The 16,212-nt window shown below is 41.1% G+C and carries 15 protein-coding genes and 1 pseudogene; 6 read left to right on the top strand and 10 right to left on the bottom strand.

What is annotated here, in order from left to right:
• Nucleotide 1 precedes the first annotated feature (1 nt).
• The 7 genes and pseudogenes from LP316_RS06840 to LP316_RS06810 form a co-directional block, all read right to left on the bottom strand.
• Nucleotides 2-1,339 carry a Na(+)-translocating NADH-quinone reductase subunit A gene (locus LP316_RS06840; protein WP_193023573.1) on the bottom strand — a complete coding sequence of 446 codons (1,338 nt, stop codon included), beginning with the start codon at nt 1,337-1,339 and terminating at the stop codon, nt 2-4.
• A 334-nt stretch (nt 1,340-1,673) separates the two neighbouring features.
• Nucleotides 1,674-2,860, bottom strand: a pseudogene (gene fabV, locus LP316_RS06835) (enoyl-ACP reductase FabV).
• 149 nt (nt 2,861-3,009) lie between these two features.
• Nucleotides 3,010-4,104, bottom strand: a complete 1,095-nt coding sequence (locus LP316_RS06830) for a TRAP transporter substrate-binding protein (protein ID WP_193023572.1) — start codon at nt 4,102-4,104, stop codon at nt 3,010-3,012.
• 1 nt (nt 4,105) lies between these two features.
• Nucleotides 4,106-5,494 carry a TRAP transporter large permease gene (locus LP316_RS06825; RefSeq protein WP_193023571.1) on the bottom strand — a complete coding sequence of 463 codons (1,389 nt, stop codon included), beginning with the start codon at nt 5,492-5,494 and terminating at the stop codon, nt 4,106-4,108.
• Nucleotides 5,495-6,022: a TRAP transporter small permease subunit gene (locus LP316_RS06820; RefSeq protein WP_193023570.1), complete on the bottom strand. Its 528-nt coding sequence runs from the start codon at nt 6,020-6,022 to the stop codon at nt 5,495-5,497.
• Nucleotides 6,023-6,176: 154 nt separating this feature from the next.
• Entirely contained in the window at nt 6,177-6,494 is a 318-nt protein-coding gene (gene bolA, locus LP316_RS06815; protein WP_193023569.1) for a transcriptional regulator BolA, read from the bottom strand.
• 136 nt (nt 6,495-6,630) lie between these two features.
• The gene (locus LP316_RS06810) at nt 6,631-7,206 is read right to left on the bottom strand and encodes an alpha-ketoglutarate-dependent dioxygenase AlkB family protein (protein ID WP_193023568.1); all 576 of its coding nucleotides are present in this window, start codon (nt 7,204-7,206) and stop codon (nt 6,631-6,633) included.
• A gap of 83 nt (nt 7,207-7,289) precedes the next feature.
• Here LP316_RS06810 and LP316_RS06805 point away from each other — a divergent pair, with 83 nt between their 5' ends.
• From LP316_RS06805 to LP316_RS06780, 6 genes are all read left to right on the top strand, one after another.
• Nucleotides 7,290-8,426: a methyltransferase gene (locus LP316_RS06805; RefSeq protein WP_193023567.1), complete on the top strand. Its 1,137-nt coding sequence runs from the start codon at nt 7,290-7,292 to the stop codon at nt 8,424-8,426.
• Entirely contained in the window at nt 8,426-8,989 is a 564-nt protein-coding gene (locus LP316_RS06800) for a YajG family lipoprotein (RefSeq protein WP_193023566.1), read from the top strand. The genes LP316_RS06805 and LP316_RS06800 overlap by 1 nt, the downstream gene beginning before the upstream one ends.
• A 14-nt stretch (nt 8,990-9,003) precedes the next feature.
• Nucleotides 9,004-9,588 carry a peptidylprolyl isomerase gene (locus LP316_RS06795; protein WP_193023565.1) on the top strand — a complete coding sequence of 195 codons (585 nt, stop codon included), beginning with the start codon at nt 9,004-9,006 and terminating at the stop codon, nt 9,586-9,588.
• 324 nt (nt 9,589-9,912) lie between these two features.
• A complete protein-coding gene (locus LP316_RS06790; RefSeq protein ID WP_193023564.1) occupies nt 9,913-10,242 on the top strand; it encodes a hypothetical protein in 330 nt (109 codons plus the stop codon).
• Between the two features lie 192 nt (nt 10,243-10,434).
• A complete protein-coding gene (locus LP316_RS06785; protein WP_193023563.1) occupies nt 10,435-12,063 on the top strand; it encodes an AmpG family muropeptide MFS transporter in 1,629 nt (542 codons plus the stop codon).
• Nucleotides 12,064-12,090: 27 nt separating this feature from the next.
• Nucleotides 12,091-12,267: a hypothetical protein gene (locus LP316_RS06780; RefSeq protein WP_193023562.1), complete on the top strand. Its 177-nt coding sequence runs from the start codon at nt 12,091-12,093 to the stop codon at nt 12,265-12,267.
• Between the two features lie 73 nt (nt 12,268-12,340).
• Here the strand turns inward: LP316_RS06780 and LP316_RS06775 are convergent, their stop codons facing one another.
• From LP316_RS06775 to LP316_RS06765, 3 genes are all read right to left on the bottom strand, one after another.
• Nucleotides 12,341-12,787 (bottom strand): YaiI/YqxD family protein, encoded by a 447-nt coding sequence (locus tag LP316_RS06775; RefSeq protein WP_193023561.1) that lies wholly within the window; start codon nt 12,785-12,787, stop codon nt 12,341-12,343.
• A gap of 14 nt (nt 12,788-12,801) precedes the next feature.
• On the bottom strand, nt 12,802-13,296 hold the full coding sequence (locus LP316_RS06770; RefSeq protein ID WP_193023560.1) for an LURP-one-related/scramblase family protein: 495 nt from the start codon (nt 13,294-13,296) through the stop codon (nt 12,802-12,804).
• Between the two features lie 212 nt (nt 13,297-13,508).
• Nucleotides 13,509-15,863, bottom strand: coding sequence for a DUF748 domain-containing protein (locus LP316_RS06765; protein WP_193023559.1), 2,355 nt, complete (start codon nt 15,861-15,863; stop codon nt 13,509-13,511).
• Nucleotides 15,864-16,212 lie beyond the last annotated feature (349 nt).

The following is a 16,212-nucleotide window of genomic DNA, read 5'->3' as shown; positions in this document are numbered from 1 at the left end:
TCTAACCTTCCTTCTCAATCGTGGTTAGGCAATCACGAAGTAATACGCCGTAATCTGTTTTACCAGGGCAAACAAATGTACATAACGCTAAATCTTCTTCGTCAAGCTCTAATGCACCTAGTTGCTGCGCACTGTCGGTATCACCGGCACATAAATCACGTAACAATAAGGTTGGTAAAATATCTAATGGCATTACACGCTCGAAGTTACCGATTGGTACCATGGCACGTGAACTACCGTTAGTCGTTGTTGTCATGTTGAATAACTTGCTTGGCGAGAAATGCGATAGATAAGCACGAGTTACTGAGAACTTATTCGCACCTGGCATCATGTAGCCAATGAACTCTTTTTCACGACCTTCAAGTAACAAACAGACTTGAACGTGATAACGACCTAGGTAAGCGTGAACGCTTTGCGCTGTGTGGCCTTGTAATAAAGAACCAGATACCGCACGCACTTCGCCGTCGGTTGCTTCACCCGCTGTTAACTCGCTGATGTTGGCACCCATAACGGTGCGCACTAAACGAGGATTTTTAGCAGCTGGACCAGCTAAAGAAACCACACGAGACGCGTCTAATTCACCAGTCGTAAATAACTTACCGAATGCTATAACGTCTTGGTAGTTTAAATGCCAAACCATGTTGTCAGCGTTAACCGGCTTTAAGAAGTGAATGTGTGTACCAACTAAGCCCGCAGGGTGTTTACCTGCAAACTCGTTAACAACTACATGACTCTCAACAGGAATATCTGCACCTGGCGCTTTAGAAACAAACACTTCACCTTCAGTTAAACGAGCTAACACGTTTAAACCGTTTTTGAACGCTTCACTTTGCTCGTTGATAATTACCGCTGGATCACCCGCTAGTGGGTTGGTATCCATGGCACTCACAAAGATCGCTTTAGGCGTTGCATCAATCGCTGGGATTTTGCTGTATGGGCGCGTGCGAAGCGCTGTCCATAAACCTGACTTAACCAAGTTTTCAACAACAACTTCACGAGCAATTGTTGATAGTTGGTCTGCGGCGTAGCTTGCAAACGTTTCTTGCTCATTGCCATCTATTTCAATGACAACAGACTGTAAAACACGTTTTTCACCACGGTTAATTTCAGTTACCACACCAGCGGCCGGAGCTGTGAACAATACGCCAGGGTTCTTTTTGTCTTCAAAAAGAGCCTGACCTTTTTTAACGCGATCACCAACTTTGCAATGCATCGTTGGGCGCATGCCCACAAACTCTTCACCAAGTGCGGCAACAGTTTTGATGGTTTGACCATCATGGATTACTTGCTGGGGAGCGCCATTAACTGGGACATCCAGACCTTTTTTTATTGTAATCATAACCACTTGCACTACTTTGACGGGAGTATAAAAATTGTTGAAAATGCAACCTTATGTAGAGATTATATTTTCGCCAATTTCAGTGTATTTCAGCGGTTCATTGTTAAAAAACAAATTCCCACCACTACTTAGTTAAAATTTTCTGCGCGGATTTTAGCATGAAAGGAACCTGAGATTCCATCTATGCAGGACACTTTTAATTACAAAAAAGAAAAAAAAATTACAGCACCGCACAATTTTCGCTTACTACACAAAAAATAGCCGAAAATAAAAAAACCAGCACATTTTATTGCTGGTTTTCTTACATTTTTTCTCGTTGAGCGAGTAAAGTGGATTAAACGAGGTTGTTAATGTCAACCATAGGGCTTACATCTGCGTCGTAATCCACACCATCAACAGCAAAACCAAATAGCTTCAAGAACTCGTGGTGATAGCCAGCGTAATCAGTCATTGAGTCAATGGTGTCGGTATCAACACTGTCCCAAATCACTTGTACGCGATCTTGCACGCTGTCCTCTAGCTCTTTGTAGTTTTGACTAAAACGACCCGCTTCATCAAATCTCGGGCTCTCGCCATAGAGGTTTTCTTTAAATAGCGCCTGAATTTGCTCTATACAACCTTCGTAAGTGCCATCTTCTTTCATCACTTTGAACATGGCTGAAATGTACAACGGCATAATTGGAATGGCAGAGCTCGCTTGAGTTACCACTGCGTTTAGCGAGGTCACGTATGCTTTACCACCAACGCTTGACCCTTCAGTAATTGCTTTAGCTGCGCGATCTAGATCTTCTTTTGCACGACCAATCGTTGCGTGGCCATAAATTGGCCAAGTTAACTTTTTACCAATATACGTGTAGGCAGTGGTTTTAAAGTTATCAGCCAACACACCCGCTTCACTTAGTGCTTTGATCCAAAGCTCCCAATCGGCCCCCCCATAACATCGATTGTGCCTTGAATTTCATCGTCATTCGCCGCTTCAACAGTCACTTCATCAATCACCCCTTTTGAGGTATTTAAGTTTTTAGTGGTCACTGTTTCGCCAATCGGCTTCAACGTTGATGAATAAACTTCACCCGTATCCGGATCCATACGGCGAGGTGAAGCAAGCGAGTAAATCACAAGATCTACTTGGCCTAATTCTTCTTTAATGATATCAATCGCTTGTGCTTTTATTTCATGTGAGAAAGCATCGCCATTAATATTTTTTGCCCAAAGACCTGCCGCATCAGCTGCTTTTTGAAAGGCAGCGGTATTATACCAACCCGCTGACGCTGTTTTCTTTTCTGTTGGTGGCTTTTCAAAAAACACACCTAGCGTTTTTGCATTACAACCAAATGCCGCGGTAATACGCGACGCTAATCCGTAACCCGTCGATGCACCAATAACGAGTACATTTTTTGGTTTTTCTGACGCTTGCTCTTGAGATTTAACGTAAGCAATCTGTTCATTTACGTGGGCTTCACATCCTACTGGGTGTGCGTTTGTACAAATAAAACCACGAATTTTTGGTTTAATAACCATAGAAAATGCCTTCTGTATTTCTTTGCTATTTTGAAAATTGCCCATAGTGTACTGATCTTTAGCGTTAAAGAGGTACGAGCAGATCGAATATTTATCAAATAAAGGTCGGTTGGCAGGTAATAAAGTTCATTACCAGCCGCACCTAGCGATTAACGATGAGTGAAATATTCTTTCAAGGTTAAGTCGTGATAGCTTTTAATTGACGATTGAAACGCACTATAGCTTGCCCACACTTTGGCAAAGCCTTCGTCTTGCGCCGCTTGTTCAGCCATTACTTGCGCGGTGATTGCTTTAAGCTGCGCGATAACCTCAGGTGGTAATTTACGCATCTGCACATTGTGTTTTTCAATTAAGGTTTTCAACGCCGCATTGTTGCGAGCGTTGTATTCATCAAGGGTCGATTCATTAACCGCGCGAGCTGCCACTTCAACGATCTTCTGCAGATCTTTTGGCAATTCGTTAAACGCTTTTTCGTTAATTAAAAACTCTAAACCTGTGCCCGGCTCATGCCAAATACTTGAATAATAGTAAGTTGCCGCTTGGTAGAAACCAAAGGCTAAATCATTGTACGGGCCAACCCATTCGGTTCCATCAATCGCACCACTTTGCAGTGAAGAATAGATTTCACCGCCAGTTAGCGTAACAGGTACTGCGCCAGCGCGTTGTAACACCTCTCCAGCTAACCCAGGGATGCGCATTTTAAGGCCTTTAAGATCATCCATTGAATTGATTTCTTTTTTAAACCAACCGGCAAACTGAGCGCCTGAATTACCACCTGCCATTGGAATAATGCCAAATGGCTGATACATTTCACGCCAAAGCTCCAAACCACCACCATAGTGTAGCCAAGCATTGAGCTCTGTTGCCGTCATGCCAAAAGGAATAGCACCAAATAATGGTGATGATGGGATCTTGCCTTTCCAGTAATATGAACCACTGTGGCCCATTTGTGCTGTACCCTGTGATACAGCGTCAAATACCTCAAAACCAGGCACCAGCTCACCAGCGCCATAGACTTGAATGCTTAAGCGCCCACCACTCATTTCATTAACATATTCAGCGAACTTCTCTGGTGCCATGCCTAAACCAGGAAAGTTTTTTGGCCATGAAGTCACCAACTTCCACTTGTAGGTTTTAACTTCAGCCACTTGGCTTGTCTGTGATTGCTTGTTATCGCCACATCCGGCAAGCAAGGAAAGACTAATAACAGCGGCAACAATGTGCTTTATAAACGAAGTACTCATATTATTTTCCATAGATTAATTCAGGTAACCAAGTCACTAGCTCTGGCCATATCGCCAAAGCGCCGAGAACGCTTAATTGCATTAAGATAAAAGGAATAACGCCCTTATATATTTGCATAGTTGTTACCGTTTTACTGGCAACGCCGCGCAAGTAAAATAACGCAAAACCAAATGGTGGCGTTAAAAATGAGGTTTGTAGGTTTAACGCAATCATAATACCGAGCCATATGGGATCTAAGCCCATAGCAAGTAAAATTGGCGCAACAATTGGCACTACAACAAAGGTGATCTCAATAAAATCAAGAATAAAACCTAGTAAGAACATGACTAACATCACAACAAACATAGCGCCGATCACGCCGCCTGGCATTTGTTCAAAAAAGCCCGTTACTAACTCTTCACCACCTAAACCTCTAAAGACGAGTGAAAACAAACTTGCACCAACCAAAATCATAAAGACCATCGAGGTAATTTTAAGCGTGCTTTCCATCACTGCTTTAAGGTTTTCTTTACTGAGTTGACGTTGCCAAATAGCCAATAACATTGCGCCCATAGCGCCAACACCGGCTGCTTCTGTTGGCGTTGCAAAACCGAATAAAATTGACCCCAACACGGCAACCATTAATAAAAGCGGAGGAATTAACGCAGTAAGTACTAACTTAACGACTGACTCACTAGGGTGGTCTTTTTTGAGCTCTTCAACGTCAATACTCGGGACATCTTGCGGCCTAAAAATGGCCATCCCAATACAATAAGTCATGTAAAGGCCAACAAGCATAAGCCCAGGCACTACCGCGCCAGCAAATAAATCACCGACAGAAACAGTCTCAGGGTTAAAAATCCCCATCTTCAATTGCGCTTGTTGATACGCGCTCGAAAGGACATCACCTAATAACACCAATGCAATTGACGGTGGAATAATTTGCCCTAAAGTGCCCGTTGCACAAATAATGCCGGTTGAAAAAGACGGGCTGTAACCTCGCTTTAACATGGTCGGCAATGAAAGTAGCCCCATCGTTACGACTGTCGCGCCAACGATACCGGTACTGGCGGCAAGCATCATTCCAACAAGCGTAACTGAAATGCCCAAGCCACCTCGAAAACGGCCAAATAAAATCGTCATCGCGGTCAGCAAATTTTCAGCAATTTTGGAGCGTTCTAACATCGCTCCCATAAAGACGAATAGGGGCACAGCCAACAACGTTTGGTTATTTATCACGCCAAATAAACGACTCGGCAATGCTTGTAAGAACGCCGCATCAAAAATATCAGCACTGATACCTATTCCGGCAAACAGTAAAGCAACACCGGCAAGTGAAAACGCGACAGGAAAACCGAGTAATAAGACACAACACACAACGAAGAACATTAATAATGCTAAATATTCCATTTACCCATTCTCTCCTGTAGCTACTTGATAGCTCAGCACCGATTTACACAGCTCACTAATCCCCTGTAAAAACAGGGTCAAAGGTAACAACAGCAATAAGGTTTTATTGAGATAAACGAAAGGCAAACCACCTGCTTCAGATGACTTTTCCAACACGCGCCACGAAGCTAAGACATAATCAAGACTGATATAAAAGAAGAATAAGCAAACGGGCAGCAGGAGAAAAATAATACCAAGCGCGTTGACTAATGCTTGCTGTTTTTGTGAAAATTTTTGATAGAAAATATCGACTCGCACATGCGCATCTTCCTTCAACGCAAACGCGGCACCGAGCATAATCACAATACCGTGTAGGTACAATACAGACTCTTGCATGGCAATAAAACCAATATTGAAGCCATAGCGAAGTAATACGATAAGAAATGTTAACAACACCATGACAAGGGTAAGCCAAATAATAGCTCGCCCGAGTCTATCGGTAATAGTATCTATAAATTGCGCAATGCAGCTAAGCGAGCTAGCCGGCATAAACTCCCCCCAAATGCGCGCTTATTTTTGACCAAGCGCGCGAATTCTTTATTATTTTTAGGGGTACAGAAATACCAGAAAATGCTAAGAAATGGAACGCAAAAATAATAAGAGCATAGGGCAATTAACCATTTTTACACTTGATAAGAAAGAATTAAACGGTACTGCCACCAAGGCAACGCGGCGACCCCGGCACGTTATCAGCGTAGTAATTTTGCCATTCTTGTTTTGTGTAAGTATGCAAGGCAAGCGCATGAATTTTATCAGAAAGCTCTTCCGCCAACACTGAATTAATGGCGCGATGACGCTTAATTAAACGCTCGCCAGAAAATTTGTCACTAACGATCACAACTTTAAAATGAGACTCGCTGCCCTGCGGTACATTGTGTTGATGACTCTCGTTGATCACTTCTAAATGGCTCGGCTCAAACGCCGACAGTAATTTTTGTTCTATGGTTGTTTCAACTAACATAAAAATCCTTGCATAAACGCCATCCACCTACTGCTTAAGTCTAGTGGTTTCTGCTTATTATGCCATACAATCGACACGAATCATCAGCAAAAACTCGCACCTTACTGAAATTATTGAAGATAAAGTTTTAGCTATATTATTGCGCTAAAACGAGTTGTCTAAAGGTGATATTTATCCGCGGCGCAGTGTTACATTTTTCTTTTAAAACAGCATGTTGCCAATACCTTTGGGTTTCACCTGACATAATTAGTAAACTCCCCTCAACCAAAGGAATATCAAGCTTTTCAGCGGTATTTTTATGTTTTAGTTTAAATGTTCGCTTAGCGCCGAGTGACACAGAAGCAATCATCGGGTTATCGCCTAATTCAGGTTCGTCATCACTGTGCCAACCAACCGAATCTTGATGATTGCGATACAAATTCACTAGCGCAGAGTTAAACAAACAATGTGTTTTTTCCTCAACCATATGTTTTATTTCAAGCAACGCTGGTGTCCAAGGTTGTGGATTCATTTTCAGCCCAGAATAGGTGTAACTCGCATCGCCAAACCACGCTTGCAACCGAGGAATATCATATGCTTTGCCATAAAGGGATATTTTATCTTGAGAAAATGCTATTTCATCTTTAAGCCTTTTTTCTAAAGCGCGTGCTCGGCTTAGCGAAATAAAATGAGGTAGATAATCGAGTGAAGCGTTAGGCGCAGGTATTTTCATGGTGGGTATTGCTAGCACATGTCTTATTAATCTGAGAAAATAATACCATTAAACTAGTATAAAAACCGAGATCCGCGTAAGTAATGCAGAGTCCTTTCATTGTTAACGAACAAGCTTTATCACTTTATCGCTACCCTATTTCGCAAAATAATCGTTCCTTACAAGCGTGGGATGCTGCCGATGAATATTTAATAAATTATCTCACTGAAAATGACTTACTCAACAAAGATAGTAAGGTCTTAGTGGTTAATGACAGTTTTGGCGCACTGAGTATCAATCTATTAAATTACTCAACAACTATGGTTTCTGACTCTTGGCTTGCCCATCGCGGCCTAGAGGAAAATATCGCTCAAAATCATTTATCGGCTGATAATTTAACCATTAGTGATAGCCTAACTAACCTGCCTAATGATGCAAACGTAGTCCTGTATAAAATCCCCAAAAGCAAAGCATTACTGGCTGAGCAGTTAATTCAAATTAAACGGCAATTATCAAGTGATATAATCTTCATCGCCGCTGCAAGAGCAAAGGACATTCACAGCTCAACACTAAAAGTCTTTGAGAAATATTTAGGCACGACAACAACATCACTAGCGGTGAAGAAAGCTCGGTTAGTATTTTGTCAACTCGATAACCAACAAACACATCAATCGCCATTCCCAACCGTTTGGCCATTAGAAGGTACACCTTATAACATCAGCAACCACGCCAATGTATTTGCTCGCGAAAAACTCGACTTAGGCGCGCGCTTTTTTATTCCTCACCTACCCAATATCAAGCCCAACCAACAAGTCATTGACTTGGGGTGTGGCAACGGGGTTATTGGCCTAACTTTGCTCAACACACAACCGGCTGCTCAGTTAACCTTTGTCGATGAATCGTTTATGGCGGTTGCTTCGGCAAAACAAAATATAGAAAATAATCTGCCGGATGCAGCTGAGCACTGCCAATTTGTCGTCAATGACTGTTTATCTGGTTTTGAAGCCAATAGCGTTGATGTAGTGGTTTGCAATCCTCCATTTCACCAACAACAAGCGACAACTGATCACATCGCTTGGCAAATGTTTAACGATGCCCACAGGGTATTAAAGCACGGTGGCGAATTACGGATAATAGGCAATAGAAATTTAGCCTATCACATAAAATTAAAAAGAATTTTTGGTGGTTGTAAAACCATTGCTAGTGACAAGAAATTTGTTGTTTTATCTGCGAGAAAATAATGAAAGTATTCAAACTTATTTTACCTTTAGTAATTACCTTAGCCGGTTGTGGTAGTACGCCAACTCAGGTTGTTGTTGCCCCCGATTTTATTCAAACAAATGAGCTACCATTAAATATTAGCCAAATCAGCCTAGCAGTGAAGGATCTGCGCGCATCAAAACACTTGGTGCAAATCCTCAAAGAAGGTCAAGCGGCTAACCTGTTTAACAGTCAACAGCCAATCAGTGAAATTATTGAAAACACGCTAGCAGATGCACTAAAAAGCCGCAATATTTCAATCGATAACACAGCTCAACCAGCCATCACAGTGAGTGTTGAAAAAGCCCTAGTAAACGTTGAACAGCAAACGTTAAAGTACAAATCAAATAGTGATTTGCTCGTTAATGTCGATGTGCAAACTGCACTTGGCAAAATGACTAAAAGTTATCACCACAAAGGGACAAGTGAAGGCGCATTAAAAGCCGACATTGCTGTGCTAGGCCGTGATTTCAACCAAGCATTAACTAAAGTGTTAAACCAGATACTAACTGATCAAGAGCTGTTCAACTACATCAACCAATAGCGAGTAATATTTTTATGGCTAGAATACTCATTTTAATTGGCTATTTATTTACCAGTATGGTGATGGCGAAAAACGTTGCCATCGATCCCAATAATTTGTTTCCTCAAGTAAAATTAGAAACCAGTAAAGGGACAATAGTCGTTGAGCTTGATCGAATCAAAGCACCAATAACCGTTGATAACTTTCTCACCTATGTGGTAACAGGCGAGTACAACAACACGATTTTTCACCGAGTAATTGAAGGGTTTGTTGTCCAAGGTGGTGGTTACGACAAAAACTATGTACCGAGAAAAGTGGGCGAAAATATTGTTAACGAATCGGGTAACGGATTAAAAAACCAAACATACACCATAGCAATGGCAAAAGAGCATCGCCCTCACACGGCTAACCGACAGTTCTTCTTCAATATGGCCGACAACACCAATTTAGATCCCGGTATTAACTGGGGTTATGCTGTTTTTGGCGCGGTTACCCAAGGGGAAGAAGTGCTCGAAGAAATCGCCAAACAAAAAACCGACTTTAATGCTGAGCTTGGTTGGGAAGATGTTCCGGTTGAGCCAATCATTTTAATCAAAGCCACGCTATTACCTGCCGTTTAATCATTTAGCCTGAGACCAGGCTTCTTACTTTTATTTCGAGGGACTCATTAAAAAATGTGAATGAGCCCTCACTTCTGTTATAAAGATATAACGATATGTTATTAGACCAATTGGTCAGAATGTCAGATAGTTAAATTGACTCAATAACGTAGACAAAGCTACTGACGAAACAAATTTGATACAAATTAAATCAGCAAAATAGATTATTTGTACCTACACTTAGTTTATTGAAGAGAGCAGATAGTGCCTTTTCCAGCTTTTTCCTTTTATCTTGTTTCGTTAATAAAAATAATAATTATAACGTATTGTCGCTGGAGAAAATCCATGATAATTGAGCAGTTTATCAATGAAAAAATTAGCCAAATAACCGCCTATGTTGAAGCGGTTTTTAACAAAAAGATCCATTACACGGAGTTAGATCGGTTCATTAACGATACGATGGAAGAGTGGACATTGCTAAAGGTTATCGATGACACCCCTGGCAATGCTCGCGAGCGGGTGTTTTGGCATTTAATTCACGAACTCACCTTACACGGTGGCCAAGCGTTGAAACACGACTTGTTTTTTATTGCTGAAATCAATACCTGCCTCGACTTTTTCTATGGCAAAGGCAGTTATCCCGTCGATTGTATTGGCTGGCGACCCATCGCTTAAAGCGCGGCAAGGTTCAAGGTTTCAAGGTTTCAAGGTTTCAAGGTTTCAAGGTTTCAAGGTAGTGTACCATCCTACATTCCTACATTCCTACATTCCTACATTTCCGCGTTTAAGCATTCCAGCATTTCAACGCTTTACCCTCCCCTTGCTTATTGATAGTCTTAGCAGATAACAATCCATAAAGTACTTTCGATGTCGTCAACGCGCTCTTTTTGGCAAGCTCTCCAATATTTTAAAAACAAAACCCTGCTAACTATTTTCTGTTTTGGCATCGCTTCTGGTTTTCCTTGGGTAATGATCGGCTCAGCAATGAGCGGTTGGCTAAAAGATGAAGGGCTATCGCGCTCAAGTATTGGATTATTTGGGCTTATTTTTGTCGCTTATAGTATCAATTTTTTGTGGTCGCCACTGGTCGATCGCATCAAGCTATTTCTCTTGCACAAAAAGCTTGGTCAACGTCGTAGTTGGATCTTTACTACCCAATTAATTATCGCCTTTACTTGTTGGCAAATGAGTAGCTTAGAAGCGAATCAATCACTTGCTGTAATGGCTGTATTGGGTTTAATCATCGCAATAGCGGGAGCAACACAAGATATAGCAATTGACGCATACCGTATTGATAGCTTGGGCGAGCAGGACAACAATGAAATGGCAGCCGGCTCGGCAATGGCGACCTCTGGTTGGTGGACCGGTTACGCCGGCCTTGGCGCAATTCCATTTTTACTCGCTGACCAACCGGATTGGCACTGGCCACAGATTTATATCGTGTTAGCCTTAATTATGTTAGCGCTATCCACTGTCGTCTTATTCGTCAAAGAGCCACAAAGTCAACGGGAACAAAATCAAAGCAATATTGAACGACAATATCAAGTCGCTTTGCAAGGCCACAAAACTCGACAGCTCATTGTACTACTCACACTACCACTGATAATACTAACCATTGGCTATGCCAATTTTGGCTATCCCTATTGGCCAGAGCAACTAATAGATACCAATCTTCAATTTGGCGCGACTAGCTTGATGGTGATCTTAATGCTAAGTATTTTCATCAGCCAGATGATAACACTGAATAAACAAGTCTCTATGACACTAACCCGAAAGCCTGCTGACTATCGAAATCAAATTAGTGACACGAGTACTCGTCTCACCGCATGGCTACTTACCACGTTAGTTGCACCAATTCATGAGTTTTTCAGTCGCAATGGCTTCAAGCTCAGCTTATCGATATTGCTGTTTATCTTTTTGTTTAAATTAGGTGAAGCCTATTTAGGACGTATGTCTATAGTCTTTTACCGCGAGGTTGGGTTTTCCAATGCCGACATTGCTTACTACTCTAAAATGATCAATTGGTCGGTAACCATAATTTTTTCACTTATCGGCAGTATCTTCACGATTCGCTATGGCATTTTAAAGGGGCTGTTTATTGGCGGTATCGCGATGTCAGCAAGTAATTTATTATTTTCAGTTATAGCAATCGTCGGCCCTAATAAACCTTTGTTCGCATTTACCGTTATTGTTGATGGCTTTACTTCGGCTTGGGGCTCAGTGGCCTTTGTCGCACTATTATCCGTATTGTGTAATAAAACATTTACCGCTAGTCAATATGCGCTTATGGCCTCATTAGGTACCTTTGGTCGAGTCATGCTCGGTTCATACTCAGGTATCGTCGTTGACTACTTAAACGGTAACTGGGCCTTGTTCTTTGTCTTAACAGCGTTAATGGTGATACCAAGCTTGCTGTTTTTATATGCTATAAGAAAGCCACTTAACGCTATTATTGAGAAGAATAATTGCACAGACAAAGAAAGCAACTTAGTATAAAAATACTGTTAGTTTATAGGTAACCACATGATTCGACTGTTTTTCTTAATACCAATAATAATGTGTGCAATTTGGTGGTGGTATCTAAGAAGTAAGGGCTTCCAAGCAAAAGATGGCATCAAGGGGTTTGCCTACATTATTGCGTTTAATGCGATAATTATCGCCTTTTTTATTTTAATGATCTGGGTGACTGATTACCCATAATCAACCTAAGGTTCAGCGTAAAAATAGCTAAGGGGTCAGAGTCAATTGACTCTGACCCCTATGTTTAAACACGTTACTTGTGTTTAGCGATAAAGCTATCGAGTTGGTTGGCAAAGGCCTGTTTATCCTGTGACGAGAGTTTATCTGGCCCTTTAGTTTGCATACCACTTGCCCTCAACGTATCCATAAAATCACGCATGTTCAACCGCTGCTTTATATTGTGCTTAGTCAACATTTCTCCTCGCGGACTCAAAGCAAAAGCCCCTTTAGTTATCACTTCGTCTGCTAATGGAATATCAGCGGTTATCACCAAATCGCCAACCTGTGCACGTTTTACTATTTCGTTGTCTGCAACATCAAAACCGGACTCAACTTGAACAAAACGTATAAAGGGTGAGTTAGCCACTCGCATTGGGTGATTGGCCAATAACGTCGTCATGATATTTGCTCTATCAGCGGCGCGAAATAAAATTTCTTTAACCACCGCAGGGCATGCATCTGCGTCTACCCATATTTTCATTGATTTATAACCTTTTAGTCAGAAGATACGTTATCTTTGTTGTGCTGAACTTCATCAATGATCACCACAGACGCTAAAATTAACGGTGCAAATTGTTGTTCGGCAACGTCTACTCCATAGGTATCTGTCCATGAAAACCACTTTTTCGACACTGAAGCGATAGCCTGATCATCAATCAAAAAATCGTATTCGTGATCTAAAAAATCACCAATAATAACAATATCTTGGCCATTGAAATTCAAATAGTACTTACTCGAAAACCAGGTAAAAAACTTTTTCTTGAGTAGCGCATGTGTGCCATCAACAAAACTCAAATAAAAGGTTGGTCTAATGGCAAATATTTTTCGTTTGATAGTGACGACTTCATTTTCATTATGGTCGCGCATAACAAAAGTTCGACGCAAAGCCAAAATTTTAGAAACAATTTCAAATGCAAGCTCATCATTTTCGTCTTTAATTCTGAAAACATCGCGCAATGAAAATATTTTTTGTCGCAGGATATATCGCATATATTTACCTTATTAACCTAAACTCGGGATAAGAAGTTAGCTAACCTATTAAAAGTAAAAACTTACAATCACTGTTAACTCTTCTAGCGAGGGATTTTTTCTTAGTACTAGACAAATTTGTTTGGAATAGCCCGCTATTGCACACAAATTTAACAACGTAATAAGGAAAAATAACCGCTAGAAAGCAATTTGTTATCCCGAGTTCAGGTTTATTAATCCTCAAACTCTATTCGCGGTAATTTGGTACCCGATAGTTCAATCTGGCCATGGCATAAAAGTAGACGCTTAGAGGCGATCCCACCTTGATGCACCAAATAGTTTTTAAACGCCTGACCTCGCTGTTCACTCAGCCGATGTAAGTATGTAACTTGTTGCTTTTCATCCAAGCTGTGCGCTTTCGGTAAATCTGCAGCCGTGGCAATCGCACACACTTTAAATTGCAGTTCATCTTGATCTGTCATTAACTTGATAAGGTTGTTAACAAATGTCATTTGCTCATCTGACAATTCAATTTGTTCCGCTCGATAGATTAAGTCTTCAAGCCTGACTTTTAACATCATTTCGCCAGCGATTTTCGCCAACGATAAAATATTGCCGTATGGCACCATGGTTTGCATGAGATAACTCTCGGCGGCCATCATCACAGCTTTTTGAGTGATAATACCGATAAAACTCTGTAAGCCAAACTCCGGCGAACTAACATCACCGGATAAAGGTACATCGAGGTCCAAGTTGCCTTTACTGTCTTGAAGCATAGTTAACGCCGTATTGAGCGAAATAACCGAGTTATCTTGTTGTATTTGTTTACTGGCCTTATCTTGCTTAGCAAGCTCTAACCCTCTCACTGCTAGCTTAGTTTCGCCATCAATTTGATCGTCTACCACTTTAACATCAAGTTGTGTATCTAGTTGACCACTGAGAATATTAACTTGCGCACCTTTAGCAAAATAACCAACTAACTTAGGCAGAGATAACTCATGAACATCGCCCTGTAGTAACAGATTCATTTTAGGGTTAAATGGCTGATAAAAGCCATTTAGGGCGAATCTTCCGTGTTTATTGGTCGTCCCGTTAACTTGGTAGTTAACGGGGTTAGTTGCATGAGAGTTGTCGATATCAGTCAAGCTAATAGATGAAAACTCAATGCTTTCGGAAAATGCAGGGCTTGCCACCGTATCCTCTATAGTCACGATAGCATCCGCGTTGATTTTATCAATCACGAAATTAAACACTTGGGCACTAGATTGCTCTTGGGGATCTGTCACATTATCAATAGGCATTGATTCACGCTGACTTTCTTGACTGACATTAACCAAGTTTTTAAGTTGTTGTGCTTCCATTTGCAAGTAACTCGCTAGCTTTGCAAGCATGATTTCTTCAACTTCAACACCACCAGTACTTCGGGCTAAATCATACTTAGCATTAACCCCTTTGATCGCTAACTGCTCAAAACCTATTAATGGCTGTTCTGCGTCAGCCAATTGAGAGCCAGCTAGCTCATCAATTGTGAGTTGATCAAATGCTAGCATGAGCTGATTATTTTGCATCGACGCTGTTATCTCAGGTAATGAAAGTAATGCCGCAGCAAGTAACAAGTCATTATTTGAGACTTTAGTTAGCGTTAAATTTGCTAGTTGAGCCGACAGCTGACCATTAATATCAGTGTTAACCACGTTAAGTTGCGGTATTTCAAATGCTATTTTGTCTGCATTGATTAGCGAGTCAGCGAGCACATCTTGAACCAATACCTGCTCGAGCGCTAATGCTGTATCGCTACACGACAATCGAGTTTCATTTGCCAAATTAGCATCAAAAGCTGTCTTAAAACTCACCTTAGCAGATAGACTTTTTAACTGCTCGGGGAGCCACTGTTGATAATCTTGCAGATCAACATCATTAATCGTGAAATGCCCTTGATATTGCTGAGCGATAATATCGAGATTGAGGCTAAAGCTCAGTGGAGAATTATCTATCGCGGCGTCGAGCTTTGCGATTAATGACTGATATTGTTCACTAAATATTACGTTGGTTAAGATTAGTTGATTAACCGTAAACTGATGTAACTGATCAGCATGAAGGATAACTTTACTATTATTGATAAAAATTTGGCTCGCGATTAATTGCCATGGTGCGTCCGCCACTTCATTAGGTTGACGGTGGTTCGGCTCTTGCTCTTCTTGTTCAGAGCTCGGCGACTGTTCAATGATATGACCGGCGACCTGCCAACCAGTGTTGAGCTGTTTTATCTGAGTTTCAAAGCCAGACACACTTAAGCCTGTCAACACGAGTTGCCGGTTAAAGAGACCCGACACCGCAATTTGGGCATCGGCATTGTCTAATCTTAGTAGTTGTTCTTGATCCTTTAATGACTCAATCGTCAAATTCTCAACACTAAGCGACAGTACAAAAGGATTGATCCGTACCTGACTTTGCTCACCAAAAACCATGTTTTGTTGTGCTAGCTGTTGATTGGCAATATAAGTAATAAGCTGCGGGCTAAATAACCAGAATGAGGCAAGTAGCAACAAGATCGCACCAACCAAGCTAGTAAGTATTTTTATCCACATAACATCATTCCCTTCGAGTATTATCTGCTAGTTTAGAGGTTCAAGCCAAAAAGCCAAGTAACAATACCAATTGAAATAAATATTTGACCAACTCAGAGCTGCGTCAGGGAAGTTAGAATAAAGGAAATTTATGCAGGTGTAGTCATTCTCCATCAAATAAATTTGCGAAATTATCACTTTTCTGACGAGCTCCCAAGGGCGAGTATAAAAGACTTTTATGCTTCGTTACTGATTTTGATAAGGGAATAACCATTATCGGCAATCAAAGCCTTGCCTAAAAGCCTTTTAAATCTCGCTGAGTGATCAAATATTTAATTCACTTGGTATAACAATACATAAAGTAAAAAAC

The organism is Thalassotalea sp. LPB0316 (genome assembly GCF_014898095.1).
Classification (GTDB): Bacteria; Pseudomonadota; Gammaproteobacteria; order Enterobacterales; family Alteromonadaceae; genus Thalassotalea_G.
Note: the sequence above shows the minus strand (reverse complement) of the source record. Positions and strands in the feature narration are given on the sequence as shown.

Coding starts and splice junctions, on each gene's coding strand:
- LP316_RS06770 (WP_193023560.1), bottom strand. CDS start 13,296: ATGCGATATATCCTGCGACAAAAAATATTTTCATTGCGCGATGTTTTC.
- LP316_RS06840 (WP_193023573.1), bottom strand. CDS start 1,339: ATGATTACAATAAAAAAAGGTCTGGATGTCCCAGTTAATGGCGCTCCC.
- LP316_RS06810 (WP_193023568.1), bottom strand. CDS start 7,206: ATGAAAATACCTGCGCCTAACGCTTCACTCGATTATCTACCTCATTTT.
- LP316_RS06800 (WP_193023566.1), top strand. CDS start 8,426: ATGAAAGTATTCAAACTTATTTTACCTTTAGTAATTACCTTAGCCGGT.
- LP316_RS06795 (WP_193023565.1), top strand. CDS start 9,004: ATGGCTAGAATACTCATTTTAATTGGCTATTTATTTACCAGTATGGTG.
- LP316_RS06805 (WP_193023567.1), top strand. CDS start 7,290: ATGCAGAGTCCTTTCATTGTTAACGAACAAGCTTTATCACTTTATCGC.
- LP316_RS06765 (WP_193023559.1), bottom strand. CDS start 15,863: ATGTGGATAAAAATACTTACTAGCTTGGTTGGTGCGATCTTGTTGCTA.
- LP316_RS06780 (WP_193023562.1), top strand. CDS start 12,091: ATGATTCGACTGTTTTTCTTAATACCAATAATAATGTGTGCAATTTGG.
- LP316_RS06825 (WP_193023571.1), bottom strand. CDS start 5,494: ATGGAATATTTAGCATTATTAATGTTCTTCGTTGTGTGTTGTGTCTTA.
- LP316_RS06785 (WP_193023563.1), top strand. CDS start 10,435: ATGTCGTCAACGCGCTCTTTTTGGCAAGCTCTCCAATATTTTAAAAAC.
- LP316_RS06820 (WP_193023570.1), bottom strand. CDS start 6,022: ATGCCGGCTAGCTCGCTTAGCTGCATTGCGCAATTTATAGATACTATT.
- LP316_RS06790 (WP_193023564.1), top strand. CDS start 9,913: ATGATAATTGAGCAGTTTATCAATGAAAAAATTAGCCAAATAACCGCC.
- LP316_RS06830 (WP_193023572.1), bottom strand. CDS start 4,104: ATGAGTACTTCGTTTATAAAGCACATTGTTGCCGCTGTTATTAGTCTT.
- bolA (WP_193023569.1), bottom strand. CDS start 6,494: ATGTTAGTTGAAACAACCATAGAACAAAAATTACTGTCGGCGTTTGAG.
- LP316_RS06775 (WP_193023561.1), bottom strand. CDS start 12,787: ATGAAAATATGGGTAGACGCAGATGCATGCCCTGCGGTGGTTAAAGAA.